The 26,218-nt window shown below is 73.1% G+C and carries 15 protein-coding genes and 1 rRNA gene; 12 read left to right on the forward strand and 4 right to left on the reverse strand.

Features of this window, described 5'->3' with window-relative positions; translation table 11 throughout:
- Window positions 1–105: ribosomal RNA gene (gene rrf, locus POF43_RS25040) — 5S ribosomal RNA — on the forward strand; the annotation flags it as partial.
- Window positions 106–791: 686 nt separating this feature from the next.
- Here rrf and POF43_RS25045 read toward each other — a convergent pair.
- Window positions 792–2,180 carry a DUF7847 domain-containing protein gene (locus tag POF43_RS25045; RefSeq protein ID WP_282704764.1) on the reverse strand — a complete coding sequence of 463 codons (1,389 nt, stop codon included), beginning with the start codon at window positions 2,178–2,180 and terminating at the stop codon, window positions 792–794.
- A gap of 183 nt (window positions 2,181–2,363) precedes the next feature.
- Here POF43_RS25045 and mtnA point away from each other — a divergent pair, with 183 nt between their 5' ends.
- From mtnA to POF43_RS25080, 7 genes are all read left to right on the forward strand, one after another.
- Complete coding sequence (mtnA, locus tag POF43_RS25050) at window positions 2,364–3,449, forward strand: S-methyl-5-thioribose-1-phosphate isomerase (protein ID WP_271324456.1); 1,086 nt, start codon at window positions 2,364–2,366, stop codon at window positions 3,447–3,449.
- Window positions 3,450–4,122: 673 nt separating this feature from the next.
- Window positions 4,123–4,800 (forward strand): two-component system response regulator MtrA, encoded by a 678-nt coding sequence (gene mtrA, locus POF43_RS25055; protein WP_271315220.1) that lies wholly within the window; start codon window positions 4,123–4,125, stop codon window positions 4,798–4,800.
- Between the two features lie 32 nt (window positions 4,801–4,832).
- Window positions 4,833–6,977, forward strand: a complete 2,145-nt coding sequence (mtrB, locus tag POF43_RS25060; protein WP_271324455.1) for an MtrAB system histidine kinase MtrB — start codon at window positions 4,833–4,835, stop codon at window positions 6,975–6,977.
- Between the two features lie 304 nt (window positions 6,978–7,281).
- Complete coding sequence (locus POF43_RS25065) at window positions 7,282–9,108, forward strand: LpqB family beta-propeller domain-containing protein (RefSeq protein ID WP_271324454.1); 1,827 nt, start codon at window positions 7,282–7,284, stop codon at window positions 9,106–9,108.
- 86 nt (window positions 9,109–9,194) lie between these two features.
- A complete protein-coding gene (locus POF43_RS25070) occupies window positions 9,195–10,385 on the forward strand; it encodes a ComF family protein (RefSeq protein ID WP_282704765.1) in 1,191 nt (396 codons plus the stop codon).
- A 339-nt stretch (window positions 10,386–10,724) separates the two neighbouring features.
- Window positions 10,725–11,417, forward strand: coding sequence for a ribosome hibernation-promoting factor, HPF/YfiA family (hpf, locus tag POF43_RS25075; RefSeq protein WP_372516118.1), 693 nt, complete (start codon window positions 10,725–10,727; stop codon window positions 11,415–11,417).
- 313 nt (window positions 11,418–11,730) lie between these two features.
- Window positions 11,731–12,459, forward strand: coding sequence for a response regulator (locus POF43_RS25080; protein ID WP_271313389.1), 729 nt, complete (start codon window positions 11,731–11,733; stop codon window positions 12,457–12,459).
- Window positions 12,460–12,967: 508 nt separating this feature from the next.
- Here POF43_RS25080 and POF43_RS25085 read toward each other — a convergent pair.
- Window positions 12,968–14,158, reverse strand: a complete 1,191-nt coding sequence (locus tag POF43_RS25085; protein WP_271313390.1) for a winged helix-turn-helix domain-containing protein — start codon at window positions 14,156–14,158, stop codon at window positions 12,968–12,970.
- 161 nt (window positions 14,159–14,319) lie between these two features.
- Entirely contained in the window at window positions 14,320–14,919 is a 600-nt protein-coding gene (locus tag POF43_RS25090) for a GNAT family N-acetyltransferase (protein ID WP_271324052.1), read from the reverse strand.
- 220 nt (window positions 14,920–15,139) lie between these two features.
- Here POF43_RS25090 and secA point away from each other — a divergent pair, with 220 nt between their 5' ends.
- On the forward strand, window positions 15,140–17,914 hold the full coding sequence (secA, locus tag POF43_RS25095; RefSeq protein WP_271324053.1) for a preprotein translocase subunit SecA: 2,775 nt from the start codon (window positions 15,140–15,142) through the stop codon (window positions 17,912–17,914).
- A 235-nt stretch (window positions 17,915–18,149) separates the two neighbouring features.
- Here the strand turns inward: secA and POF43_RS25100 are convergent, their stop codons facing one another.
- The gene (locus tag POF43_RS25100; RefSeq protein WP_271324054.1) at window positions 18,150–18,632 is read right to left on the reverse strand and encodes an Rv3235 family protein; all 483 of its coding nucleotides are present in this window, start codon (window positions 18,630–18,632) and stop codon (window positions 18,150–18,152) included.
- A gap of 322 nt (window positions 18,633–18,954) precedes the next feature.
- On the opposite strand from POF43_RS25100, the gene POF43_RS25105 reads away from it, so the two are divergent.
- The 3 genes from POF43_RS25105 (at window position 18,955) to POF43_RS25115 (ending at window position 26,020) form a co-directional block, all read left to right on the forward strand.
- Window positions 18,955–19,461, forward strand: a complete 507-nt coding sequence (locus tag POF43_RS25105; RefSeq protein ID WP_271324055.1) for a DUF6912 family protein — start codon at window positions 18,955–18,957, stop codon at window positions 19,459–19,461.
- 443 nt (window positions 19,462–19,904) lie between these two features.
- Window positions 19,905–20,567, forward strand: a complete 663-nt coding sequence (locus POF43_RS25110; protein WP_271324397.1) for an HAD family hydrolase — start codon at window positions 19,905–19,907, stop codon at window positions 20,565–20,567.
- Between the two features lie 464 nt (window positions 20,568–21,031).
- Entirely contained in the window at window positions 21,032–26,020 is a 4,989-nt protein-coding gene (locus tag POF43_RS25115) for an NAD-glutamate dehydrogenase (RefSeq protein ID WP_282704766.1), read from the forward strand.
- Window positions 26,021–26,218 lie beyond the last annotated feature (198 nt).

Here is a 26,218-nt window from a genome sequence, read left to right on the forward strand (position 1 = left end):
GGCGATGGGGAAACGCCCGGTTACATTCCGAACCCGGAAGCTAAGCCTTTCAGCGCCGATGGTACTGCAGGGGGGACCCTGTGGGAGAGTAGGACGCCGCCGAACATTTTTTGGGCCGTTGGCTCCAACAGATTTGATCTGTTGGAGCCAACGGTCATTTTTGCGTTCAGGACTGCTGGCGTTTTTGTCCTTGGGCCTCTTCCGACAGCGGATTCTGTTGCGGGGCTACCGGGCTGTTCGGGCGCGGTGGACGCTGCTGCTGGAGCCGGGTATCGGCGGACGGGACCGGGCGCGAAGCAGTAGAACGTGCGCCCGGTGAGTCAGCCCCGGGCCCCGAGCCCTGGACCCCCGGGCGCGGTCCGCGGAGCGGCCATCCGGGGGCGATTCACAGGCACCGGAGTGATGGTGGCCGGCGGTGCCGGTGCGGTCGAGCCCGGCGCCGGTGCGGCCGAGGCGGACTCCTCCGGTGCGGTGGCCGACGCGGGTGCGGTCCAGCCGGCACCGGTGCGGTGTCGTGCGATGCGGTGCGGCGGAGCCGAGGCTGAAGCGGTCGAGTCCGGCGCCGGTGCGGTGAGGGCGTGGTCCCGGTGCCGGGCAGACGGTGGTGCCGGTGCGGTCGGAAGCGCCGGTGTGGTGCAGAGCGCCGTGTCGGCGTGGTGGAAGCGCGGGCACCGTGGGAAGCGCCGTGCCGCCGCAGCGGAGAGCGCACCGGGACGTGGAACGGCCGAGGGGCCGGCCCGTGACGTTGGTCGGGGCCGGCCCCTCGGCCGTGGTGGTGGACGCGGTGTGGGTCAGTGGGCCGGTGGGGCGGGGACGCCGGCGGCCTGGGCCAGTTCCACGTCGAGCGCCTCGCGGCGGATGCGCTGGTCCATGTAGAGCAGGGAGGTGACGCCGGCGTTCATCGGCATGACGAAGAGCGAGGCGATGACCGAGCCGATGCCCATGAGGATGATCGCGGTCCAGGACGGCACGAGCACCGTCTGATGGGCGTTGACCATGCTGAAGGGGTTGCCGCCGGCGCTCGGGCCGCTGGTGAGGGAGCCGGTGATCGCCTGGAGGACCGCGCTGACGACGTAGGTCAGCAGCAGGGAGAGCAGCTGGATCCCGGAAACCCGCCACCAGGAGTGCCGCACGAGCTTGAAGGAGCGGGCCAGGGAGGCGAACACGCCCTGGCGTTCCAGGATCAGGGCCGGTGTGGCGAGGCTGAAGCTGATCCACAGCCACACGGCCACGCACATGGTGACGAGCACGCCGAGCACCATCAGCCCGGCGCCCCCGGCCGGCGAACCGGTGACGGCCACCACGGCTCCCGGGAGCAGGCCGACGCCGATCAGGCCGCCGACGATCAGTCCGGTCATCACGACCAGCCCCAGCAGGCGGGGCATCCGCGGCAGGGCGTCGCGCCAGATCTCGCCGACGGTGGCGGTCCGGCCGAGTACCGCCCGGCTGACCAGCATGATCAGCATCGCGGTGGCGACGGTCTGGCCGACCAGCACGATGACGAACTCCAGCAGGCCGCTGACCGCCACGTGGCTGAAGTCGTTCATCAGTTCATGGGCCGTCGGCTGCCGGCCGCCGGTGATCCGGGTATAGGCCGCACTGCGCATCATCCGACCGCTGACGGCGGTGGAGACGGCGGAGGTGATCAGCGCGACCACCGCGGAGATGCTCAGCGCCGGCCGCCAGTGCCGCCGGATCGTCGCGAAGGAGCCCTCGAAGATGTCGCCGACGTTCAACGGCCGCAGCGGGATGACGCCGGGCTGCGGCGCGGCCGGCGGCGGTGTCCAGGCCCCGGGACCGCCGGGGAAGCCGTACCCGCCCGGCCCGGGACCGTAGCCCGCGCCCGGCCCGTAGCCGGGGCCGCTGCCGTATCCACCGTTCCCCGGGCCGTAGCCGCCGGTGCCCGGGCCGGGACCGGGGCCGTTGCCGGGAGGCGGGCCGTAGCCCTGGCCGGGGCCGTAGCCGTAGGCGGGGCCGGGAGGTGGCGGCGGGACCTGCGGACCGGGGGCCTGCGGTGGGACGCCGGCCGGCGGGGTGGTGCCGGTCTCCGGGGTGGAGGCCGGGGTCTCGTCGGCGGGCGGACCGGCCTGGCCGGGCAGGCCGGGGGGTTTCGACGGGCCGGAGTCCGGCGTGCCGGAGTCCTCGGAACCGGGCTTGGGCCGGCCCGGAGAGTCGTTCATCCATGCTCCTTCGTGGCTGCGCGCGGGTCGCCGCGCGTCAGTGACCGGTCAGGTCCGCCGACATGGTGTCACGCGGGTCGAGCGAGTACTCCCGTCGTGTCACGTTCGGGAGGGTTCGGGCCGCCGCGACCGAGGAGGGCGGAAGGGGTTCGGTGCGGGGCCCGTATCGGGCACACTGGGTCGATGGATGATCACGGCATAGCCCTTCCCCTCAGCCCGGCGTTGCGTTGGGAGAACGACGCGGACGGACCGGCGGTGGTGTTGCTGGACCAGACGCGGCTACCGGCCGCGGAGACGGAACTCGCCTGCCGGGACGTACCCGCCCTGGTGGCGGCGATCCAGACGCTGGCGGTGCGCGGCGCGCCGCTGCTGGGGATCGCCGGCGCCTACGGGGTGGCCCTCGCGGCGGTGCGCGGTGACGACGTGGAGGCGGCGGCGGCGCTGCTGGCGGACGCCCGGCCCACCGCCGTCAACCTGGCCTACGGCGTCACCCGGGCGCTCGCGGCGTACCGGGAGGCGCTCGGGGAGCGTGGCGACCTGGCGGCGGCCGCCTCGGTCGTGCTGGAGGCGGCGCGTGAGCTGCACGTCGAGGACGCGCGGGCGGCGGCGCGGATGGCCGGCCACGGCCGCGGGCTGCTGCGCGAGCTGGTGCCGGGCGACGGCTACCGGCTGCTGACGCACTGCAACACCGGTGTGCTGGTCTCCGGCGGCGAGGGCACGGCGCTGGGCGTCGTGCTGGCGGCGCACCGCGACGGCGCGCTGGCCCGGCTGTGGATCGACGAGACGCGTCCGCTGTTGCAGGGCGCGCGGCTGACGGCGTGGGAGGCGGCGAGATTCGGCATGCCGCACACGCTGCTGGCGGACAACGCGGCCGGTTCGCTGCTGGCGTCCGGGCAGGTCGACGCGGTGCTGGTCGGCGCGGACCGGATCGCGGCGGACGGTTCCACCGCCAACAAGGTCGGCACGTATCCGCTGGCGGTGCTGGCCCGGCACCACGGCGTGCCGTTCCTGGTGGTCGCGCCGACCACGACGGTCGACCTCGGCACGCCGGACGGCGGGGCCATCCACGTCGAGCAGCGCGACGCCGGCGAGGTCACTCACCTGCCGGTGGCCCCCCGCACCCCGGTCGCCCCGGCCGGCACGCTCGCGTACAACCCGGCGTTCGACGTGACCCCGCCGGAGCTGATCACCGCCATCGTGACGGAGAACGGCGTGGCGTCCCCGGTGAACGGCAAGACGCTGGCGGCGCTGGTCGACGCGGGGGCCTGAGGGGGGTTCCTCCGGCGGCCGGCGGGGCGGGCTCTCCGGGTGTTCGGCGGAGAGCGGCGCCGCCCGCCGGCCGCCGGCCGCACGGCGCCGCGCGGCCGGCCGCCGCTGGGGTGCGGTGACCGGCTTACCGGCTCAGGCCGTGGACGCGGCGGGCCGGGGCCGCGGCATGTCCGCGGCGTCCCCCTTGCGCCGTCACCGGGTGCGCGGCGCCTCCCCGGCACTGAATGGGCGGCCCTTCGGCGCGGGACCTTCCGCTCCCAGTGGTCGGGGATGCGCAACGGGGGGCGGGGATGCGCCAAAGTGTGCGCGTCGTCGCCGGGTAGGCGTTCCCGACCGTCGCGCCGGTGGTGAACGTCGGCGGGCCGGCGCCCGGGAGGCCGTCCCGGTCCGGGTGGCGGGGCGGGCATCCTCGCGCTCACCTGCGCGTGCCCGGCCGCGGCCGTGGGCGAGAGGCGATGCACCGGCTCACCCGGAAGGCGGATACGGTGTGAGCCGGGGCACACGGCAAGTGATGGCCAAGGGTGCCGACGTAGACGGGGGCTGACATCGATGCCTGACATCAACGGCAGTGGATCGCGGTGGACGGACGTGGACGGAGACGTGCGTCACCGCAGGTCAGTGAGCCTGGTCACGCAGGTCCACGTCTCTGAGATGAAAATGGGATGATGTCGATATGAAGGGACGCGTCCTTGTCGTCGACGACGACACCGCACTGGCCGAGATGCTCGGCATCGTGTTGCGTGGAGAAGGTTTCGAGCCGTCGTTCGTAGCGGACGGGGACAAGGCGCTTGCCGCCTTCCGGGAGACCAAGCCCGACCTGGTGCTGCTCGATCTGATGCTGCCGGGTAGGGACGGCATCGACGTATGCCGGCAGATCCGCGCCGAGTCCGGCGTGCCGATCGTCATGCTCACGGCGAAGAGCGACACGGTGGACGTGGTGGTGGGCCTGGAGTCCGGGGCCGACGACTACGTCATCAAGCCGTTCAAGCCGAAGGAGCTCGTCGCGCGGGTCCGGGCGCGGTTGCGCCGGGCCGAGGAGCCGACGCCCGAGCAGCTGACCATCGGTGACCTGGTCATCGACGTCGCCGGGCACTCCGTCAAGCGGGAGGGGCAGCCGATCGCGCTGACCCCGCTGGAGTTCGACCTGCTGGTCGCGCTCGCCCGCAAGCCCTGGCAGGTCTTCACCCGCGAGGTGCTGCTGGAGCAGGTGTGGGGCTACCGGCACGCCGCCGACACGCGGCTGGTCAACGTGCACGTGCAGCGGCTGCGTTCCAAGGTCGAACGTGACCCGGAGCGCCCCGAGATCGTGGTGACCGTGCGCGGCGTCGGCTACAAGGCCGGGCCGGGCTGATCGCCGGGATGGCGCGAAGCGGGGGGTCCGGCATGTCCGGGCCCGGGCAGGAGAGCGGTTCCGCACGGCGGAACGGCGCGCTGCCCCCTGCCCGCGAACCGGCCGCCCCGGCGCCCGGTGCGGCGCGGCGGCCGGTGGCCGACCTGCTGCGCGACCTGCTCCCCGTGCTGTCGGCCGCGTGGCGGTGGGCGCGGCGTCCGCTGCTGCCCGGCCTGCGGCTGTGGCGGCGCAACATCCAGCTGCGGGTGGTCGCCACCACGCTGCTGATGTCGGTCGGCGTGGTGCTGCTGCTCGGCGTGGTGGTCATCGGCCAGGTCCGCAACGGGCTGCTGGAGGCGAAGACCAAGGCCGCGCAGGGGCAGGCGCTGGGCGGTTTCAGCGTGGCGCAGAGCCAGGCGGTCAGCGACCAGGAGCCCGGCACCGACGGTTCCGGCGCGACCTCCGGCGGCGGTTCCGCGGCCGGCGGCACCGCCGGGCGCGGTCAGGTCGACCCCGGCACCTGGCTGACCGACCTCGTGCAGCAGCTGGCCAGCGGCGGCCAGGGCGTCTACTACGTCGTCGCGCTCACCTCCGAGTCCGACCAGCAGTCGTTGCAGTCCGGCAGTGCCGAGACCCACGGGCCGCGCGCCTCGGGCGACGTGCTGCCGGACAACAGCGTGCCGTCGGCGTTGCGCGACTCGGTCGTCCAGCGGGGCGGCGTCTACCAGCTCGACACCCGGATCATCCGGGCGGGTGACCCGGGGGGCCAGCCCGGCCTGGTCATCGGCAAGCGGCTGAACGACGAGAGCGGCCGGTCCTACGAGCTGTATTACCTGTTCCCGTTCACCCAGGAGGAGAAGACCCTCAGCCTGGTGGAGACGACACTCGCGACCGCGGGGGTCTTCGTCGTCGGCCTGCTCGGCGCGATCGCCTGGCTGGTGGTGCGGCAGGTGGTCACCCCGGTGCGGATGGCCGCGTCGATCTCGCAGCGGCTGGCCGACGGTGTCCTCCACGAACGGATGAAGGTCAGCGGCGACGACGACATCGCCCGGCTGGGTGAGGCCTTCAACAAGATGGCCCACACGCTCCAGACCAAGATCCAGCAGTTGGAGGAGCTGTCGCGGATGCAGCGGCGGTTCGTCTCCGACGTCTCGCACGAGCTGCGCACCCCGCTGACCACCGTGCGGATGGCGGCCGACGTCATCCACGACTCGCGGGAGGACTTCGACCCGGTGACCGCGCGCTCGGCCGAGCTGCTGCAGAGCCAGGTGGAACGCTTCGACTCGCTGCTGTCGGACCTGCTGGAGATCAGCCGGTTCGACGCGGGCGCCGCCGCGCTGGACGCCGAGCCGATCGACCTGCGCGACGTGGTGCACCGGGTGGTCGACGCCGCCGAGCCGCTGGCCGAACGCAAGGGCAGCCGGCTGGTGGTCCGCGGCGACGAGCAGCCGGTGGTCGCCGAGGCGGACGCCCGCCGGGTGGAACGCGTGCTGCGCAACCTGGTCGTCAACGCCGTCGAGCACGGTGAGGGCCGCGACGTCGTCGTGCGGCTCGCCACCGCCTCCGGCGCGGTGGCCGTCGCGGTGCGCGACTACGGCGTCGGGCTCAAGCCCGGCGAGGCGACCCGGGTCTTCAACCGGTTCTGGCGGGCGGACCCGGCGCGGGCCAGGAACACCGGCGGCACCGGTCTCGGGCTGTCGATCGCGGTGGAGGACGCCCGCCTGCACGGCGGCCGCCTCCAGGCGTGGGGCGAGCCCGGCGGCGGCTCCCAGTTCCGGCTGACGCTGCCGCGCACCGCCGGCGACAGCCTGCTGCGTTCGCCGATCCCCCTGGAACCGGAGGACTCCCGGCGCCGCCGGGCCGCCGCCGCCCAGCGCGACCCCTCGGGCGGCACCGGCCGGGCCGGCTCCAGGGGGTCCGGCACCGGCGCGGGTCCGGCCGGCACGTCCGGTGCGACGGGGGCCGCGGGCACCGGGCACTCCGCCCAGGCGTCGGCCGCGCTGCCGTCGGCCCGTTCGCCGATACCGCCGGTGCCGACGAAGACGCCGCGCCCGCCGTCCGCCGACCCCGCCGCGCTGCCGGGCAGCGGCGCACGCGTCGTCAGCACCCGCACCGGTGGCGACTCCGCCGTACCCGACCCGGACCGCGCGTCCACCGTCGGCCGTTCCACGCCGGGGAAGGACCGTCCCGACCGATGACCGGTCCCCGCCTGCCCGGCGCCGCCCGGCGCGAGCCATGCCCGCCGCCCGCCCCTGACCGCGCGACGCCGCACGTCACCGCCCGGCGGCACGCCGCACCGCCCGGCACCGCGCCCCACCCGAGAACCGCGGACGCCGCGGTCCCTGATCGCCCCGGAAACCGCACGGCCCCCCGACAACCGCAGACGCCCGCCGATCGCCACTGATCACGACCGATCAACGCCGATCACCACCGCTCAACGCCGATCAACGCCAACGTCCCCGACCGCCGTAACGGCCGCGAGGGCCGGAGGAGGACGACCGAATGCCGCACGCCGACCGCCGCATGCCACCGGGCGCGCGCCGGCGCGCGCTCGTCGCCGTGGGCGCGCTGCTCAGCGGTGTCCTGCTGCTGGCCGGCTGCGCCTCGATGCCGGACAGCGGTGATGTGAGCAAGGTCGGCCAGAGCCCGCGTGACGCGTCCGATCCGCAGGTGCGGGTCTTCGGTGTCCAGCCGCAGGCGGGCGAGGGGCCCAAGCAGATCGTCGAGGGGTTCCTGGAGGCGGTGACCAGCGACGAGGCGAAGTTCCAGACCGCGCGCGACTACCTGGCGGGCGCCGCCAAGAAGTGGAACCCGTTCACCAGGACGACGATCATCTCGGGCAAGCCCGACCTGTATACGCCGCGCACTCCCACCAACCGCACCGAGCCCGGTATGACCATCGCCATGTCCACCTCCCAGGTCGCGGTGGTCGACAAGGACGACTCCTTCGCCCCCGCCGCCCAGCGGTTCCGCACCGCCTTCCACCTCGGGCAGTACCAGGGCCAGTGGCGTATCGACGATCTGTCGCCCGGTCTGATCATCGAACAGTCGGACTTTCAGCGGATCTACCAGTCCGTCGGTAAGTACTACTTCGCCAAGCTGGGACCGCAGAGCGGCGACAGCCCGCAGGGCCCGGACACCATGGTCGCGGATCCGATCTACGTACGGCGCCGGATAGACCCGGTGTCCGCCTCGATCCAGGCCCTGCTGTTGGGGCCCAGCAGCTGGCTGAGCCCGGTGGTGACCACGGCGTTCCCCACCGGGACCAGGCTGGCCGGGCCGAATCCCGCCCTGGACGACAACGGCAGGCTGCGGGTCCAGCTGGCCGGGCTGCCCGCCGGGCTGTCGCAGGACGTCTGCCAGGACATGGCCGCGCAGCTGATGAACACCGTGCAGGACCAGTCGTCCGCGCAGGTCACCTCGGTCGAGATCCACCGCTCCTCCGGCGCGACGGCGGTCTGCACCCTGAACCGTCAGCAGGCGCAGGCGTACTCGCCGGCCCGGCTGTCCGGCAGCGGCGACCAGCAGTACCTGGTCGACGCCGCGCACCGGATGGAGAGCGTCCCCTCGCAGAGCGACAGCACCAAGCACGTGCTGGGCCCGTTCGGCGAGCCGCAGGCGGAGCTCCAGACGGTGGCGGTCTCGCGCGGTGACGAGGTCCAGGCGGCCGGGGTCAGGGTCGGCGGCCGGTCGCTGGAGATCGCCCCGCTGAGCGCGGCCGGCAAGGTCAAGACCGTGCTGAGCGGCAAGGCGGACCTCAGCGCGCCCAGCTGGGACGGGCTGGGCGACCTGTGGGTGGCCGGCCGCGACCCGGTCACGCCCCGGCTGTGGATGTACGACACCGAGGGCCACGTCATCCAGGTCCGGGTGCCGGGTCTCGGCGGCGACCGCGTCCAGTCGGTGCGGGTGGCGGCCGACGGCGTACGGGTGGTGCTGCTCGTGGAACGCGACGGCCACACCGTCCTGGAGATCGGCCGCGTGCAGCGGACCGGCACCGCCGACCACCCCGTCGTCTCGGTCGCCGGACTGCGCATCGTCGCTCCCTCGTACGAGGACGTCCAGGCGGTCTCGTGGGCCGGCGAGAGCCGGCTGGTCATGGTCGGCAAGCAGTGGAAGAGCGTGCAGCAGCTCCAGTACGTGGACACCGACGGATCGTCGGCCTTCACCCCCACGCTGCCGGGCATCAGCACGGTCACGTCGGTGGCCGCCTCCGAGGACCAGAGCCGCCCGCTGCTGGTCGCCGACAAGGAAGGCGTCTACCGGCTGCCGACCGATTCGTACTGGACGGCGATCTCCGGGAACAGTACGGCTCCCGTCTATCCCGGGTAACCCCGGTGGAAAACCCCCTGTGGACAACCGCGGCCGGTTGTCCACAGGGCTGGCGGAGCCGTTCGCCGCGCGGCACAGTCGACGGCATGAACGGGTGGTGGCGGGAGATCGCCGATCTGGTGCTGCCGGTCGACTGCGCGGGCTGCGGACGCCCACGCCGGGGCGGCTGGTGCGAGGGGTGCCGGGCGCGGCTGTCCGGGCCGGGCGCGGTGCGGCGCGTACGGCCCCGGCCGGTCCCGCCGGGCCTGCCCCCGGTGTGGGCGGCGGGTGCCTACCGCGACGAACTGCGCGCCGCCCTGCTCGCCCACAAGGAACGCGGCGCCCTCGGACTCGCCGCCCCCCTCGGTGACGCACTGGCGGCGGCGGTGCGGGCGGCTCTCGGGGCTTGTGCGGAGGCGGAGCGCGGGGCGGGGTACGGGGCTCTCGCGGAGGCGGGGCATGGGGCGGCGGTGGAGTTGCCGGGCGGAGGCCGGGGCGGCGGTGCAGTGGCTGGCGCCGACCGCGCCGGAGCGATGGCGGGCGCTGGTTGGGGCGCCGGTGCGGTGGGGCGGCCGGGCGGAGGCTGGGACGCCGGTGCGGTGCCGGGCGGAGGCCGGTGCGCCGGTGCGATGGCGGGCGGGGACTGGAGCGCCGGTGCGGTGGAGTTGCCGGGCGGGGGCCGGTGCGGCGGTGCGATGGCGGGCGGGGACTGGAGCGCCGGTGCGGTGGGGCGGCTCGGCGCCGGCCGTGCCGGCGGTGCCGTGGTCGGCGGCTGCCACGCCGGCGCGGTGTCGCGGATACCGGTGGTGTCGCTGGTGCCGGTGCCCTCCTCGCGGGCGGCGACCGCGGCACGGGGACATGATCCGGCCAGACGGATGGCCTGCCGGGCGGCGCGCAGGCTGCGGCGGGCGGGGCCGGCGGTGCGGATGGTGCCGTTGCTGCGGCAGCGGCGTGCGGTGGAGGACCAGGCGGGGCTGACGGCGGCGGAGCGGCTGGCGAACCTCACCGGTGCGCTGGCGGTCGTGCGCGGCGGTGAACGGCTGCTGGCGGAAGGACCGGTCGTCGTGGTGGACGACCTGCTGACCACGGGGGCGTCGCTGGCGGAGGCGGCCCGGGCGGTGCGGGCGGCCGGCGGCACGGTGCTCGGCGCTGCGGTGGTGGCCGGGCCGCCGGGGGCGTACGACGCGGCACCGGTGGCGGGCGCGCCGGAACGGTGTCAGGGGGCCATGGTGTCAGGGGGAGCGGAACGGTCCGGGGGCGGGCCCGGGGCTGGTCGTCGGCGGAAAACCGGTCGGTAACGGAGGCGGCCGCCCCGAGGGGGTGCCGGATGTCACCGGGGAGGGCTATGTTCAGTTGTGAGGAGTCTCGGGTGCTGTGTCATCGAATCTCCGGTCGCGCAGCTTTCGTTCCCCGGTCAACCCCTCGCGTCGTACGTCCTCCGAACGTGCTGGAAAAGGGGGGGTTCCGATCCTTCCCACGGGGGAGGAGGAGATGAAAGCCGCGACTCCGCAACTCCGGAGGCGTCCGGGGCTGAAGGGGGTGGCGGCGAACGCAGTGCCGATGGGCCCAGTGCCGGTCGGCCTTAGCTCAAAAGGGTGAGTCCACCCCAGGTGGGCAACCCGGGAACGGAGTTCTGCGTGGACATCGTCGTCAAGGGTCACAGGACTGAAGTGCCGGAGCGCTTCCGCAAGCACGTGGCGGAGAAGCTGAATCTGGAGAAGATCCAGAAGCTGGACGGCAAGGCGATCAGCCTCGATGTCGAACTCACCAAGGAGCACAACCCGAGGCTGCACGACCGCTGTGACCGGGTGGAGATCACCCTCCGCTCCCGGGGACCGGTGATCCGGGCCGAGGCGGCGGCAAGCGACCCCTACGCGGCGCTCGACGCGGCGACCAGCAAGCTCGACGCGCAGCTGCGCAGGCACGCCGACAAGCGGCACCTGGCGCGGCGCGGCGGCCGTGCGGCGGTGAGCGTGGCCGAGTACACCGCGCCGCTGGCCGAGGTGCCGGGCCAGGACGGCGCCGAGGCGGACGCCGACCGCGTCCCGCACACCAAGGCCGGGCCGCTGGACGTCGAGGGCGAGGGCCCGCTCGTGGTCCGGGAGAAGACCCACGTGGCGGCTGCGATGTCGCTCGACCAGGCGCTCTACGAGATGGAGCTGGTCGGGCACGACTTCTACCTCTTCGTCGATTCCGAACGGAACCAGCCAAGTGTGGTCTACCGCCGGCACGGCTACGACTACGGCGTGATCTACCTCAAGGAGGACCCGTCGGCCATCGGGCTGGTCGCCGGGGCCGCGGGCGGCGCGGGCGGCGCGCTGCGCCGGTGATCGGCTGACCCCGGCCCACGACCGCGTACGGCGCCCCCGGAGCAGCTCCGGGGGCGCCGCGCTGTCGCGGGCCGGGCCGCCGCCGGGGGCGAGATCGCACCGCCGGGGGAGCGGGCGCCGGGCGCGGGCGGACCGGGTGTCAACCGCGGTCCGGTACGGCCACCCGGCCGGGCCGGAATCGTCAGGGTGTCGTACGGGCATGAAACTATGTGCGGAGAGTCAACCGTCGGGCGGCGCGGTCGTGTTGGCCCCGGGCCGAGGGGCGCCCGTGTCGACAGGGCGGGGCGTTGTCCGGCCTGAGGGGGAGGAAACCATGCCGGACAGCTTCGAGGCGGCGGTGGTCGGATGCGACGACGTGCGGGGGCCGGGCGGGCGGTCCGCGGAGCCCATCAGGGTGCTGGTCGTCGACGATCACGCGCTGTTCCGCCGCGGGCTGGAGATCGTGCTCGCGCAGGAGGAGGACATCCAGGTCGTCGGTGAGGCGGCGGACGGCGCCGAGGCGGTGGACAAGGCGGCCGACCTGCTGCCGGACATCGTGCTGATGGACGTGCGGATGCCCAGACGCGGCGGGATCGAGGCGTGCACCGCGATCAAGGAGGTGGCCCCCAGCGCGAAGATCATCATGCTGACGATCAGCGACGAGGAGGCCGACCTCTACGAGGCGATCAAGGCGGGCGCCACCGGCTACCTGCTCAAGGAGATCTCCACCGACGAGGTCTCCACCGCGATCCGCGCGGTCGCCGACGGCCAGTCGCAGATCAGCCCGTCGATGGCGGCGAAGCTGCTGACCGAGTTCAAGTCGATGATCCAGCGCACCGACGAGCGCCGGCTGGTGCCGGCCCCCCGGCTGACCGACCGCGAGCTGGAGGTCCTCAAGCTGGTCGCCACCGGGATGAACAACCGCGACATCGCCAAGGAACTCTTCATCAGCGAGAACACCGTGAAGAACCACGTGCGCAACATCCTGGAGAAGCTCCAGCTGCACTCCCGCATGGAAGCGGTGGTCTACGCGATGCGCGAGAAGATCCTGGAGATCCGCTGACACCGGCGGTCGCGCGCCGGCGCGTGCGCTGACGGTCTCCGCCCCCGGGTCTCCGGCCCCCGGGCTCTGTCGCCGGCGGCTGGCGGGCGCCCTCGCCGCCGTCCCGTGGACGACGGCCACGCCGGGCGCGTTCGACCGCCGGGTGTCGCAGGGCGCCGGGCGTCCCAGCGTGTCGGGTGTCCCAGCGTGCCGGTTTCCGGGGTGCCCGGGCGTGACACCGTGCCGCGCGCGTCAGGCCGCCGCGCAGGTCAGGGCGCGCCCGGCGGGCGAGGGTGCGCGCGGGCCGGGCGGCCGTCATGCCGCGGGTCGACCTTTCGCGCCCGGTTCCGTGCGAACGCCCGCGGCCCTCAGGCCGGCAGCCGACCTTCCGTGGCGAGTTCCGTGGCGAGTTCCGGGCGGCCCGTCCTGCCGAGAGCCGATCCCCGCGGCCGGTTGCGTGCGGACGTCCGCAGCCGTTCTGCCGGCAAGCGATCCCCGCGGCCGGTTCCGTGCGGACGCCCCGCAGCCGTCATGCCGACAGGCGTCCCTCCGCGGCCAGTTCCGTGCGGACCGCGTCGGCGAGGCGGGCGTTGTCGGAGCGTTCCACCCGGACGGTGTCGCAGCCGACCCAGGAGGCGGCCTCCAGCAGGGCCCGGGTCATGGGGGCGACCGCGGCGGGACCCGACATGGACAACTGCCGGGCCACCAGGGTGCCGCCGTCGCGGGCCGGGTCGACGCGGCCCAGCAGCCGGCCGCCGGACAGCAGGGGCATCGCGAAGTAGCCGTGCACGCGCTTGGGCTTGGGGACGTAGGCCTCCAGCCGGTGCGTGAAGCCGAAGACGCGTTCGGTGCGGGCCCGGTCCCACACCAGGGAGTCGAACGGGGACAGCAGGGTCGTGCGGTGCCGGCCGCGGACCGGGGCGGCCAGGGCGTCCGGGTCGGCCCAGGCGGGCTTGCCCCAGCCCGCCACCTCGACCGGGACCAGGCCGCTGTCCGCGATGACGGAGTCGACCTGCTCGCCCTTGAGGCGGTGGTAATCGGCCAGGTCGGAGCGGGTGGCGACGCCGAGGGAGCGCCCCGCCAGCGTCACCAGGCGGCGCACGCACTCGGCGTCGGACAGGTCGTCGTGCAACAGCGCGCCGGGCACGGCACGTTCGGCCAGGTCGTAGACGCGCTTCCAGCCGCGCCGCTCGACGCAGACCACCTCACCGGTGTCCAGCAGCCACTCCACCGCGATCTTCGTCTCCGACCAGTCCCACCACGGCCCGCCGTTCTTGGCACCGCCGAGGTCGGTCGAGGTCAGCGGGCCCTCGGCGCGCAGCCGGTCCAGGATCGCCGCGCAGGAGCGCTCCGGGTCCTTCATCACGTGCCAGCGGTGCCCCCGGGCCCGGAAGGCGCGGCGGCGGAACGCGAAGTGCGGCCACTCCTCGATCGGCAGCACGCACGCGGCGTGCGACCAGTACTCGAAGGCGTGGCCGCCGCTCCAGTACGCCGCCTCCACCGCGGGCCGGCCGACCGCGCCGAGCCGTGCGTACGGGATCAGCTCGTGCGAGCGGGCCAGCACCGAGATCGTGTCGAGCTGGACGGCGCCCAGGTGCCGCAGCAGCCCGCGCACCCCGCCACGCCGGTCCGGCGCGCCCAGCAGACCTTGCGCCCGCAGCGCCAGCCGCCGGGCGTCGTCCGCGGAGAGGGTCGTCACGGGCGGGGCGTGCTTCGTCATGCGCCTCACCCTAAGCGCCCGCACCGACAACACCCCCGGCCCCGGAGGTCACCCTCCGCACCGGCAGCCCCCTCGCACCGCCGGCACCCTTTGCCCCGGCAGCCCTCTCGCCCCGACAACACTCCCGGCCCCGGAGGTCACCCTCCGCACCGGTGCGTTCATCACACCGCTGACTTCTCCTCGTACGGCAGGTACGCCGTCCGCTGCGGCAGGCCGAGGTCGGACGGGAGCAGCGAGCCGAGCCAGGCGTCGCGCCGGGTGCCGCGGTGGACGATGTGGGAGCGCATCGTGCCCTCCATGACGAAGCCGATCCTGCGGGCGACCGCGCGGGAGGCGTGGTTGCCGGCGTCGGCGACCCATTCCAGCCGTTCCACGCCGAGGTCCTCGAACGCCCAGCGGCAGATCTCGCGGCCGGCCTCGGCGGTGTGGCCGCGCCGGCGGTGCTCGCGGACCGTCCAGTAGCCGAACTCCGCCTGCCGTCGCGGGCCGCGCAGCGACGCCAGCCGCAGCAGGCCCATGGCGCCGACCAGCGTGCCGCCGTCCCGCAGGCAGACGGCGAAGTTGTACTCGGTGTCGCCCGCCCAGCCGCCGGGGACGACCGTGCCGACCCAGGCGCGCGCGTCCTCGGCGGTGTACGGCGACGGCACCGGCGTCCAGCGCGATATCTCCGGATCCTGGCAGGCGGCGCGGACCGCTTCGGCGTCGTGCGGGGTGAACGGGCGCAGCACGAGGCGTTCGGTATGCAGTGTTACGGGGTCCATTCGGCGATTGTTCCGGAGGGCGTACCGTCACGGACAGGGAATTTCCGTCACCGTACCGGGTGACGAATACGTCGTCCGCGGGGCCCGGGTGCTTACGGACCTCCCGATGAAGAGCCCGGTTCGCTTACGATGGCCGGTGCGGCAGGGCCCAGTAGAACGGAGCCTTGCCGGCCCAGCGCGAAAGACCGTGCCAGGCCCGACCGGCAAGGAGCCAGCCTACGTGTCCGTCTTCGGCAAGATCCTGCGCGCAGGTGAAGGAAAGATCCTGCGCAAGCTTCACCGCATCGCGGGTCAGGTCAACTCCATCGAAGAGGACTTCGTCAACCTGACGGATGCCGAGCTGCGTGCCCTCACTGACGAGTACAAGCAGCGGTACGAGGACGGCGAGAGCCTCGGCGACCTGATGCCCGAGGCGTTCGCGACCGTCCGTGAGGCCGCCAAGCGAGTCCTCGGCCAGCGCCACTACGACGTCCAGATCATGGGCGGTGCCGCGCTGCACCTCGGTTACGTCGCGGAGATGCGCACCGGTGAGGGCAAGACGCTGGTCGGCACGCTGCCGGCCTACCTCAACGCGCTCTCCGGCAAGGGCGTGCACCTCATCACCACCAACGACTACCTCGCCGAGCGCGACTCGGAGTGGATGGGCCGGGTGCACAAGTTCCTCGGCCTGGAGGTCGGCTGCATCCTGGCCAACATGACCCCCGCCGAGCGCCGCGCGCAGTACGCGTGCGACATCACCTACGGCACCAACAACGAGTTCGGCTTCGACTACCTGCGCGACAACATGGCGTGGTCGGCCGAGGAGCTCGTGCAGCGCGGGCACAACTTCGCGATCGTCGACGAGGTCGACTCGATCCTCATCGACGAGGCGCGCACCCCGCTGATCATCTCCGGCCCGGCCGACCAGGCCACCAAGTGGTACAGCGACTTCGCCAAGCTGGTGCTGCGCCTGAAGATCGACCGCGACTACGAGGTCGACGAGAAGAAGCGCACCGTCGGCGTCCTGGAGGAGGGTGTCACCCGGGTCGAGGACTGGCTGGGCATCGACAACCTCTACGAGTCGGTCAACACCCCGCTCGTCGGCTTCCTGAACAACGCCATCAAGGCGAAGGAGCTGTACAAGAAGGACAAGGACTACGTCGTCATGGACGGCGAGGTCATGATCGTCGACGAGCACACCGGCCGGATGCTCGCCGGCCGCCGCTACAACGAGGGCATGCACCAGGCGATCGAGGCCAAGGAGGGGGTGGAGATCCAGAACGAGAACCAGACGCTGGCCACCATCACCCTCCAGAACTTCTTCCGGCTCTACGACACGCTGTCCGGTATGACCGGTACCGCGATGACCGAGGCGTCGGAGTTCTACCAGATCTACAAGCTCGGCGTGGTCCCGATCCCCACCAACCGGCCGGTCTCCCGGCTGGACAAGGCGGACCTGATCTACCGCACCGAGGAGTCGAAGTTCGACGCGGTCGTCGACGACATCGCGGAGAAGTACGAGAAGGGCCAGCCGGTCCTGGTCGGCACCACCTCGGTGGAGAAGTCGGAGTACCTCTCCCAGCAGCTGGCCAAGCGCGGCGTGCCGCACGAGGTGCTCAACGCCAAGCAGCACGACCGGGAGGCGACCATCGTCGCCCAGGCCGGCCGCAAGGGCGCGGTCACCGTGGCCACCAACATGGCCGGCCGCGGCACCGACATCAAGCTCGGCGGCAACCCCGACGACCTGGCCGAGGCCGAGCTGCGGCAGCGCGGCCTGGACCCGGTCGAGCACGTCGAGGAGTGGGCGGCGGCGCTGCCCGAGGCGCTGGAGCGCGCCGAGGCGGCGGTCAAGGCCGAGTTCGAAGAGGTCAAGGAGCTCGGCGGCCTGTACGTGCTGGGCACCGAGCGCCACGAGTCGCGCCGGATCGACAACCAGCTGCGCGGCCGTTCCGGCCGGCAGGGCGACCCGGGCGAGTCCCGGTTCTACCTCTCCCTCGGCGACGACCTGATGCGGCTGTTCAAGGCGCAGATGGTCGAGCGCGTCATGGCGATGGCCAACGTGCCCGACGACGTGCCGATCGAGAACAAGATGGTCACCCGGGCCATCGCCTCGGCGCAGGGCCAGGTCGAGCAGCAGAACTTCGAGATCCGCAAGAACGTCCTGAAGTACGACGAGGTGCTCAACCGGCAGCGCGAGGTCATCTACGGCGAGCGCCGCCGGGTCCTGGAGGGCGAGGACCTCCAGGAGCAGATCCTGCACTTCATGAACGACACGATCGACGACTACATCAAGGCCGAGACCGCTGACGGTTTCGCCGAGGAGTGGGACCTCGACCGGCTGTGGAGCGCGTTCGGCCAGCTGTACCCGGTCAAGGTCACGCTGGACGACCTCGACGACGAGGCGGGCGACCGCGCCGGGGTGACCGACGACCTGATCTCGGAACTGATCAAGGACGACATCCACCAGCAGTACTCCGCGCGCGAGGAGCAGCTCGGCGAGGAGATCATGCGCGAGCTGGAGCGCCGGGTCGTGCTGTCGGTGCTGGACCGCAAGTGGCGTGAGCACCTCTACGAGATGGACTACCTCCAGGAGGGCATCGGCCTGCGGGCGATGGCGCAGCGCGACCCGCTGGTGGAGTACCAGCGCGAGGGCTACGACATGTTCAAGGCCATGATGGACGGCATCAAGGAGGAGTCCGTCGGCTACCTGTTCAACCTGGAGGTCCAGGTCGAGCAGCAGGTCGAGGAGGTCGAGGTGCCGGCCGACGCGCTGCCCGAGCAGGCCGCGCAGGAGCCGGCCGTCCCGGTCGGCGCCGGCCGTCCGGAGATCCGGGCGAAGGGCCTGGAGGCCCCGCAGCGCCCGGACCGCCTGCACTACTCGGCGCCGACCGCCGAGGGCGGGGTCGTCGAGGGCGACTTCGAGCAGGAGGACGACGGCAGCGCGGTGGAGTCCGACGGAACCACCCGCGCCGAGCGCCGCAAGGCCCAGAAGGGCGGCCGCCGCCGCAAGAAGTGACGGCCCCGCCGTCCGTTCGGCCCCGGAGCCGGGTTCCGCGTCACGCGGAGCCCGGCTCCGGGCGTTCCCGGGCCCGCCGGCACCGGTACGGGCGCCGGCGCCGGCGCGGACCACGGCCGCCGGACCGCCCCTGCGCCGGTGCCGTGCTCACGCCTTTCGCTCCTGCGCCGGTGCCGTGCTCACGCCCTCCGCCCCCGTCCCGCTCACCCGACCCCGGGCCCGTATCGCCGCCGTCTCACCAGCCGGGGCCGGTGAAGTCGAGTGCCGCGCAGCGCCAGCGCCGGTCGAGGCCGTGTTCCAGACGGAAGGCCAGCGCCCGGCAGGTGTCGCCGCAGGCCAGCAGCGCCCAGGACTCGCGCACGCCCGGAGCCGGCGTGCGGAAGCCGCAGCGGCTCACCCGGGGGGTGGGGCGGCCGGCCGGCGGGCGCAGGAGACCGGAGACCGACAGCTCCCACAGCCGGTCGTAGGCGGCCGGTCCCGCGGTGTGGCCCAGCATGCGGGAGACCGGGTGGCGTCCGGTGAGGACGTCGAGCAGCCGGTCGGCGAACCAGCGGTGCGGGCGGCGTTCGGCGGCGTCGGGCATCGCGGGAACGCGGGGACCGGTGCTGGGGCGCCGGGTGTCGCGGCGGCCGGGCGGCGCGGTGACGCCCGGCCCGCGGTGCGCCGGGCGGGGGCGGCGGCCGGGTGCGGTGAGGGTGCTGCTGACGGTGCCGGACATGGTGGTTCCCCGTTTCCTTCGGTGCCGTTCGGTGCCGGGAAGCTACTGCTCGGTAGCTCGGTGTGACTGACTTCTAGCCGGGCGTGCGCGGCCTGGACAAGGCGGAAACGGGGACGGGCCGGACCGCCGTCGTTTCACCTATCCGGATGAATCTCCGGCGTATCGGCGCTGGTGGGAGCGGGGTGCGGGGCGACCGGGGTGACGGACGGCTCCGGAGGCCGCCCCTCCGAAGGGGTACGCCCGGGCCACCCGATGATCCGGCGAACGGGTACGACCGTATGCTGAGACCGTTTCCCACCGGCTCGGCCTCGGAGCGGCAGCGATGCGCGTCTACATCCCCACGACACTGCCCCGGCTCGCGGCGGCGCACGAGGCGGGCGAACTGGGCCCGGCCCCGCTGGACGCCTTCGGGGTCACCCCGGGCCTGCGCGAGTGGTACGTCTCCGACGACATCGAGGAGTTGGAGTACGCGGCGCTGACCCGGGCCGCCGGTGCCAGCCTGCGGATGCTGGCGGGCGAGCCGGCCGCGGCCCGGCGCCGCGTGGTGCTGGTCGCCGACGTGCCGGACGCGCAGGTGTCGTTCGACCCGGACCAGCCGCTGGACCCGGCCGTGCTCGGCGCGGTCCGGCTGGCCGGCGCGATCCGGCTGGCCAAGGCCGCGGCGGTCCACGTGGACGCCGACGACGCGGAGCAGGACGTCGCCGCGGCCGCCGCCGTACTCGGCGCTGCCGACCAGGGCGACGACGACGCCCGGTTCACCGTGGACGGCGCCGAGGACCACGAACTGCTCTGGTACGGCATGCAGGAACTCCCCGGCCTGATCGCCTGATGACCTGATCGTCCGACCGCGCGGCCGGATCACGGCTCGACCTCAGCCCGACTCCGCCCGTCTGACGGTCCGATGGTTCGATGGACCAACGGTCCGGTTGTGGGGTCGGCGCCTGCTCGGGGTGGCGGTCCGATCATCTGCCTGGCGCTGGCGCTGGCGCTGGCGCTGGCACTGGCGTCGATGTCGGCTGACGGTCCGATTGTCCGACCAACGCCCGCGCCAGCCGACGCTCTCACCACCGGCCGCCCTCGCTCCGGCCGACGCTCTCGCCTCCGACCGCCCCTGCCCCGGCCGCCGGCCCGACCATCCGATCACCTGCCCGCCGCCCACCGCAGCGGCGCCTCCCACCGCGGCAGCACCCTCGCCGGCGGCGCCCCCACCCCCGCCAGCGGCACCCCCGGCGGCACCCCCCCGTTGTCACATCCGCCCGATACCGTCGTCGCATGCTGAAGCACGCGACGCACATCGTCTGGGACTGGAACGGCACGCTCTTCCACGACATCGACGCTGTGGTCGAGGCGTCGAACGCCTCGTGCGCGGAGGTGGGGCTCGCGCCGCTCACCCTGGAGCGGTACCGCGAGCTGTACCGGGTGCCGGTGCGGGGCTTCTACGAACACCTGCTCGGCCGGTCGCCGTCCGACGCCGAGTGGGCCGCGCTCAACGTCTCCTTCCACCGGCACTACCGGCGGCTGGCGGCCTCCTGCGGGCTGGCCGAGGGCGCCGCCGACCTGCTGGCCGCCCGGCGCGCGGCCGGCGGCACCCAGTCGCTGTGCTCGCTCGCGCCGCACGCCGACCTGGTGCCGCTGGTCACCGCGCACGGCATCGCCGGGCACTTCGTGCGGATGGACGGCGCCAGCGACCTCACCGGTGCCGCCAAGGCCGCCCAGCTCGCCCGGCACCTGGACGCCATGGACGGGATGGACCCGCGCCGTACCGTGGTGATCGGCGACGCGCTGGACGACGCGGCGGCCGCGGCGCACGTCGGTGCCCGGGCGGTGCTGTACAGCGGCGGTTCGCACAGCCGGGCGAGCCTGCGCAGCGCGGGCGTGCCGGTGGTCGACACGCTGGCGGAGGCCGTCGCGGTGGCCGACCGGGTGAGCGCCTGACGAGAACGGCGTAACAACTGCGTGACACGCTTCGGGGCCGGCGTACCCGCTGTTCACGTGCCGTGGGAGCCGCGTTCCGGCGCGAAGTCGTGCCGTGCCGCCGTCCAGCGGCTGTTCAGGGGCCTGCGGGGCCGTGCGGCGGTCGCCGCTACTGGCCGATGTGGCAAAGAACGGGTCGCGCGTTTAACACAATCGTCGCTCACCGGTCCGGGCCAGGAGGGATAGCCTTGATCCCGTGATCAGCGCGATATCGAGCGATGGCTGCTGTGCCCGCTCCCTGCGCCCGGAGCGGAATCCCGTCCGGCGTATCGCTGACCGCTGCATCCGGGTCGTGTCAACGAGGATCAGCCCGGAGCGGCCTCGTAGAGGCCCCAAGCCGTCCGCGAACGCGGTCAACCCGGGCCGGACGGCGCGCCATTCCATCCCGACGTCACGCAACGGCGCGCGACAGGAGTCACAGGACAATGCAGACCAAGCTGGACGAAGCCAAGGCCGAGTTGCTGGAGCGGGCGGCACGGGTAGCTGAGAACAGCCCAGCCGGGGGAAAACCTGACGCGGGCCTCGACACGGAGGGCGTGCAGACGTTCCTCCAGCGCTACTACCTCCACACCGCCCCGGAGGACCTGGCCGACCGCGACCCGGTCGACGTCTACGGCGCCGCCCTGTCGCACTACCGGCTCGGCGTCGACCGGCCGCAGGGCGCGGCCAGCGTGCGGGTGCACACCCCCTCCGTCGACGAGAACGGCTGGACGTGCAGCCATACCGTCGTCGAGGTGGTCACCGACGACATGCCGTTCCTGGTGGACTCCGTCACCAACGAGCTGTCGCGCCAGGACCGGGCGATCCACCTGGTGATCCACCCGCAGGTCGTGGTCCGCCGCGACGTCACCGGCAAGCTGCTGGAGATCCTGGGCACCAGCAACCTGGTCGATGCCGCGCACGCCGAGCTGCCGGGCGCCCAGCTGCCCGCCGACGCGCTGGTGGAGTCGTGGATCCACGTCGAGATCGACCGCGAGACCGACCGCGGCGACCTCAAGCAGATCACCTCCGACCTGCGCCGGGTGCTGACCGATGTGCGCGAGTCCGTCGAGGACTGGACGAAGATGCGCCAGTCCGCGCTGCGGATCGCCGACGAGCTGGCGGACGCCGCCGTGCCGGGGCTGCCGGAGCACGAGGACAGCGAGTCGTGGGAGCTGCTGCGCTGGCTGGCCGACGACCACTTCACCTTCCTGGGCTATCGCGAGTACCAGCTGACCTCCGAGCCCGGCGCGGACGGCGCCGAGGAGGACGTGCTGAACGCGGTGCCCGGTACCGGGCTGGGCATCCTGCGCTCCGACCCGCCGCACACCTGCGTCGACTCCGAGGGCCGGCCGATCTCGTCCGCGTTCAACCGGCTGCCGGCCGACGCGCGCGCCAAGGCCCGCGAGCACAAGGTGCTGATCCTCACCAAGGCCAACAGCCGCTCGACCGTGCACCGCCCGTCGTACCTGGACTATGTGGGCGTCAAGAGGTTCGACGCCGACGGGAACGTGGTGGGCGAGCGGCGCTTCCTGGGGCTGTTCTCCTCGGCGGCGTACACCGAGTCGGTGCAGCGCATCCCGGTGATCCGCCGCAAGGTCCAGCAGGTGCTGGCCGACGCCGGGTTCTCCCCGGACAGCCACGACGGCCGCGACCTGCTGCAGATCCTGGAGACCTACCCGCGCGACGAGCTGTTCCAGACCAGCGCCGAGGAACTGCGGCCGATCGCCACCAGCGTGCTCTACCTCCAGGAACGCCGCCGGCTGCGGCTGTTCCTGCGGCAGGACGAGTACCGCCGCTACACCTCCGCCCTGGTCTACCTGCCCCGGGACCGGTACACCACCGAGGTGCGGCTGCGGCTGACCGCCATCCTCCAGGACGAACTGCGCGGCCACAGCGCGGACTTCACCGTGTGGAACACCGAATCGGTGCTGTCCCGGCTGCACTTCGTCATCCGCGTCGAGCCGGGCGCGGAGCTGCCGGACCTGACCGACGCCGACCTGGAGCGCATCGAGGCCCGGCTGGTGGAGGCGGCCCGCTCCTGGGAGGACGGCTTCGCCGAGGCGCTGACCGCCGAGTGCGGTGAGGAACGCGCCGCCGAGCTGGCCCGCCGTTACGCGCACGCCTTCCCCGAGGGCTACAAGGCCGACTTCTCACCGCGCACCGCGGTCGCCGACCTCCAGCACCTCGAACGCCTGTCGCCCGACGGGGACTTCACCCTCAGCCTGTACGAGCCGGTGGGCGCCGCACCCGGTGAGCGCCGGTTCAAGATCTACCGCACCGACGCGCCGGTGCTGCTGACCGCGGTGCTGCCGGTGCTGGAACGCCTCGGTGTCGAGGTCGCCGACGAGCGGCCCTACGAGGTCAAGCGGGCCGACCACACCCGGGTGTGGATCTACGACTTCGGCCTCCAACTGGACACCTCGCTCGGTGAGCTGGGCGCCCTGGGCGACGACGCCCGCGAGCGGTTCCAGGAGGCGTTCGCCGCCAGCTGGACCGGCGAGGCGGAGAACGACGGCTTCAACGCCCTCGTGCTGCGCGCCGGGCTGACCTGGCGGCAGGCGATGGTGCTGCGCGCGTACGCCAAGTACCTGCGGCAGGCCGGCGCCACCTTCAGCCAGGAGTACATGGAGGAGACGCTCCGCACCAACGTCCACACCACGCGGCTGCTGGTCAACCTCTTCCAGGCCCGCATGTCGCCCGACCACCAGCGGGCCGGCGCGGAGCTGACCGACGGGCTGCTGGAGGAGCTGGACGGCGCGCTGGACCAGGTCGCCTCGCTGGACGAGGACCGCATCCTGCGCTCGTTCCTGACGCTGATCAAGGCGACGCTGCGCACGAACTACTTCCAGCGCGACGCCGACGGCAACCCGCACCCGTACCTGTCGATGAAGTTCGACCCGCGGGCCATCCCCGACCTGCCCGCGCCGCGGCCGCAGTTCGAGATCTGGGTGTACTCGCCGCGGGTGGAGGGGGTGCACCTGCGGTTCGGCAAGGTGGCGCGCGGCGGGCTGCGCTGGTCCGACCGGCGCGAGGACTTCCGCACCGAGGTGCTGGGCCTGGTCAAGGCGCAGATGGTGAAGAACACCGTCATCGTGCCGGTGGGCGCCAAGGGCGGCTTCGTCGGCAAGCGGCTGCCGGACCCGGCGGCCGACCGGGACGCCTGGCTGGCCGAGGGCATCGCGTCGTACAAGACGTTCATCTCCGGGCTGCTGGACATCACCGACAACCTGGTCGGCGGCGAGGTCGTGCCGCCCAAGGGCGTCGTGCGGCACGACGGGGACGACACCTACCTGGTGGTCGCGGCCGACAAGGGCACCGCGGCGTTCTCCGACATCGCCAACGAGGTGGCGGTCTCCTACGGCTTCTGGCTGGGCGACGCCTTCGCCTCCGGCGGCTCGGTCGGCTACGACCACAAGAAGATGGGCATCACCGCCAAGGGCGCCTGGGAGTCGGTCAAGCGGCACTTCCGCGAGATGGGCCACGACACCCAGCGCGAGGACTTCACCGTCGTCGGCGTCGGCGACATGTCCGGTGACGTCTTCGGCAACGGCATGCTGCTGTCGGAGCACATCCGGCTGGTGGCCGCCTTCGACCACCGGCACATCTTCCTCGACCCCGACCCCGACGCGGCCGCCTCGTTCGCCGAGCGCCGCCGGATGTTCGACCTGCCGCGCAGCAGCTGGGCCGACTACGACACCTCGCTGATCTCGGCCGGCGGCGGCGTCCACCCGCGCAGCGCCAAGGCCATCGCCATCACCCCGCAGGTCCGCAAGGCGCTCGGCATCACCTCGCAGGCCGCCAAGCTGACGCCGGCGGAGCTGATGAAGGCGATCTTCCAGGCACCGGTGGACCTGCTGTGGAACGGCGGCATCGGCACCTACGTCAAGTCCTCCTCGGAGACGCACGCCGACGTCGGCGACAAGGCCAACGACGCCATCCGGGTGGACGGCGCCGACCTGCGGGTCACGGTGGTCGGCGAGGGCGGCAACCTGGGCCTGACCCAGCTGGGCCGGATCGAGTTCGCCCGCAGCGGCGGCCCCGGCGGCCTCGGCGGCAAGGTCGACACCGACGCGATCGACAACAGCGCCGGCGTGGACGCCTCCGACCACGAGGTCAACATCAAGATCCTGCTCAACGCGGTGGTGGCCGACGGCGACATGACGGTCAAGCAGCGCAACGCCCTGCTGGCCGAGATGACCGACGAGGTCGGCCACCTGGTGCTGCGCAACAACTACGCGCAGAACGTCGCGCTGGCCAACAGCATGGCGCAGGCCCCCAGCCTGCTGCCGGCCCAGCAGCGGTTCATGCGCCGCCTGGAGGGCGAGGGCCACCTGGACCGGGGGCTGGAGTTCCTGCCGAGCGACCGGCAGATCCGCGAGCGGCTCGCCGCCTCCGCGGGCCTGACCCAGCCGGAGACCTCCGTCCTGCTGGCGTACACCAAGATCACCGCCGCCGACGAGCTGATCGGCACCGGTCTGCCGGACGACCCGTACCTGCGCGCGCTGCTGTTCGCGTACTTCCCGCAGGCGCTGCGCGAGCGGTTCACCGCCCAGGTCGAGGGCCACGCGCTGCACCGGGAGATCATCACCACGGTCCTGGTCAACGACACGGTCAACACCGGCGGCACCACGTTCCTGCACCGGTTGCGCGAGGAGACCGGCGCGTCGACCGAGGAGATCGTGCGCGCCCACACCGCCGCGCGGGCCATCTTCGGCCTGAGCGGCATCTGGGACGAGATCGAGGCGCTGGACAACGTGGTGTCCGCCGAGACCCAGACCCGGCTGCGGCTGCACTCGCGGCGGCTGGTGGAGCGCGCCACCCGCTGGCTGCTCAACAACCGCCCGCAGCCGCTGGCGATCGCCGAGACCATCGAGCTGTTCACCGACGGCGTGGCCTGCGTGTGGGAGCGGCTGCCGAAGCTGCTGGTCGGCGGGGACCTGGAGTGGTACCAGTCGATCCACGACGAGCTGATCGCCGCCGGGGTGCCGGACGAGCTGGCCACCAAGGTGGCCGGCTTCTCCTCGGTCTTCCCGGCGCTCGACATCGTCGCGGTCGCCGACCGGCTCGGTGCCAAGGACCCGCTGGAGGTCGCCGAGGTCTACTACGACCTGGCCGACCGGCTGTCCATCACCGCACTGCTCAACCGGATCATCGAACTGCCGCGGGCCGACCGCTGGCAGTCGATGGCCCGCGCGGCGATCCGCGAGGACCTGTTCGCCGCGCACGCCGCCCTCACCCAGGACGTGCTGTCGGTCGGCGCCGGCGAGTCCACCCCGGAGCGGCGGTTCGCGGTCTGGCAGGAGCGCAACACCGCGCTGCTGGGCCGGGCCCGCAGCACCCTGGAGGAGATCCAGGGCTCGGAGTCGTTCGACCTGGCCAACCTGTCGGTGGCCATGCGGCCGATGCGGACCCTGCTGCGCACCCACTCGTGAGCCCGGCGGCGTCGGCACCGCGACGCCGCCGGCTCCCTGTCCCGCCGCCCCCGGCCGTCCCCGTGACGGCCGGGGGCAGCGGCGTTGCGGGCGACCGGCCGGCGCCGGCCACGATCGGGTGAGGGGCGGGTCGACGGGTGTGCGACGCGTCGACCGCTGTTCGACCGGTGGGTGAACATTCCGTGAGAATACGACTCG

Source organism: Streptantibioticus silvisoli (genome assembly GCF_027947535.2).
GTDB classification, from domain to species: Bacteria; Actinomycetota; Actinomycetes; order Streptomycetales; family Streptomycetaceae; genus Streptantibioticus_C; species Streptantibioticus_C silvisoli.

Coding starts and splice junctions, on each gene's coding strand:
- mtrB (WP_271324455.1), top strand. CDS start 4,833: ATGTCCGGGCCCGGGCAGGAGAGCGGTTCCGCACGGCGGAACGGCGCG.
- POF43_RS25045 (WP_282704764.1), bottom strand. CDS start 2,180: ATGAACGACTCTCCGGGCCGGCCCAAGCCCGGTTCCGAGGACTCCGGC.
- mtnA (WP_271324456.1), top strand. CDS start 2,364: ATGGATGATCACGGCATAGCCCTTCCCCTCAGCCCGGCGTTGCGTTGG.
- POF43_RS25085 (WP_271313390.1), bottom strand. CDS start 14,158: ATGACGAAGCACGCCCCGCCCGTGACGACCCTCTCCGCGGACGACGCC.
- POF43_RS25100 (WP_271324054.1), bottom strand. CDS start 18,632: ATGTCCGGCACCGTCAGCAGCACCCTCACCGCACCCGGCCGCCGCCCC.
- POF43_RS25105 (WP_271324055.1), top strand. CDS start 18,955: ATGCGCGTCTACATCCCCACGACACTGCCCCGGCTCGCGGCGGCGCAC.
- POF43_RS25090 (WP_271324052.1), bottom strand. CDS start 14,919: ATGGACCCCGTAACACTGCATACCGAACGCCTCGTGCTGCGCCCGTTC.
- mtrA (WP_271315220.1), top strand. CDS start 4,123: ATGAAGGGACGCGTCCTTGTCGTCGACGACGACACCGCACTGGCCGAG.
- POF43_RS25070 (WP_282704765.1), top strand. CDS start 9,195: ATGAACGGGTGGTGGCGGGAGATCGCCGATCTGGTGCTGCCGGTCGAC.
- POF43_RS25065 (WP_271324454.1), top strand. CDS start 7,282: ATGCCGCACGCCGACCGCCGCATGCCACCGGGCGCGCGCCGGCGCGCG.
- POF43_RS25115 (WP_282704766.1), top strand. CDS start 21,032: ATGCAGACCAAGCTGGACGAAGCCAAGGCCGAGTTGCTGGAGCGGGCG.
- POF43_RS25080 (WP_271313389.1), top strand. CDS start 11,731: ATGCCGGACAGCTTCGAGGCGGCGGTGGTCGGATGCGACGACGTGCGG.
- POF43_RS25110 (WP_271324397.1), top strand. CDS start 19,905: ATGCTGAAGCACGCGACGCACATCGTCTGGGACTGGAACGGCACGCTC.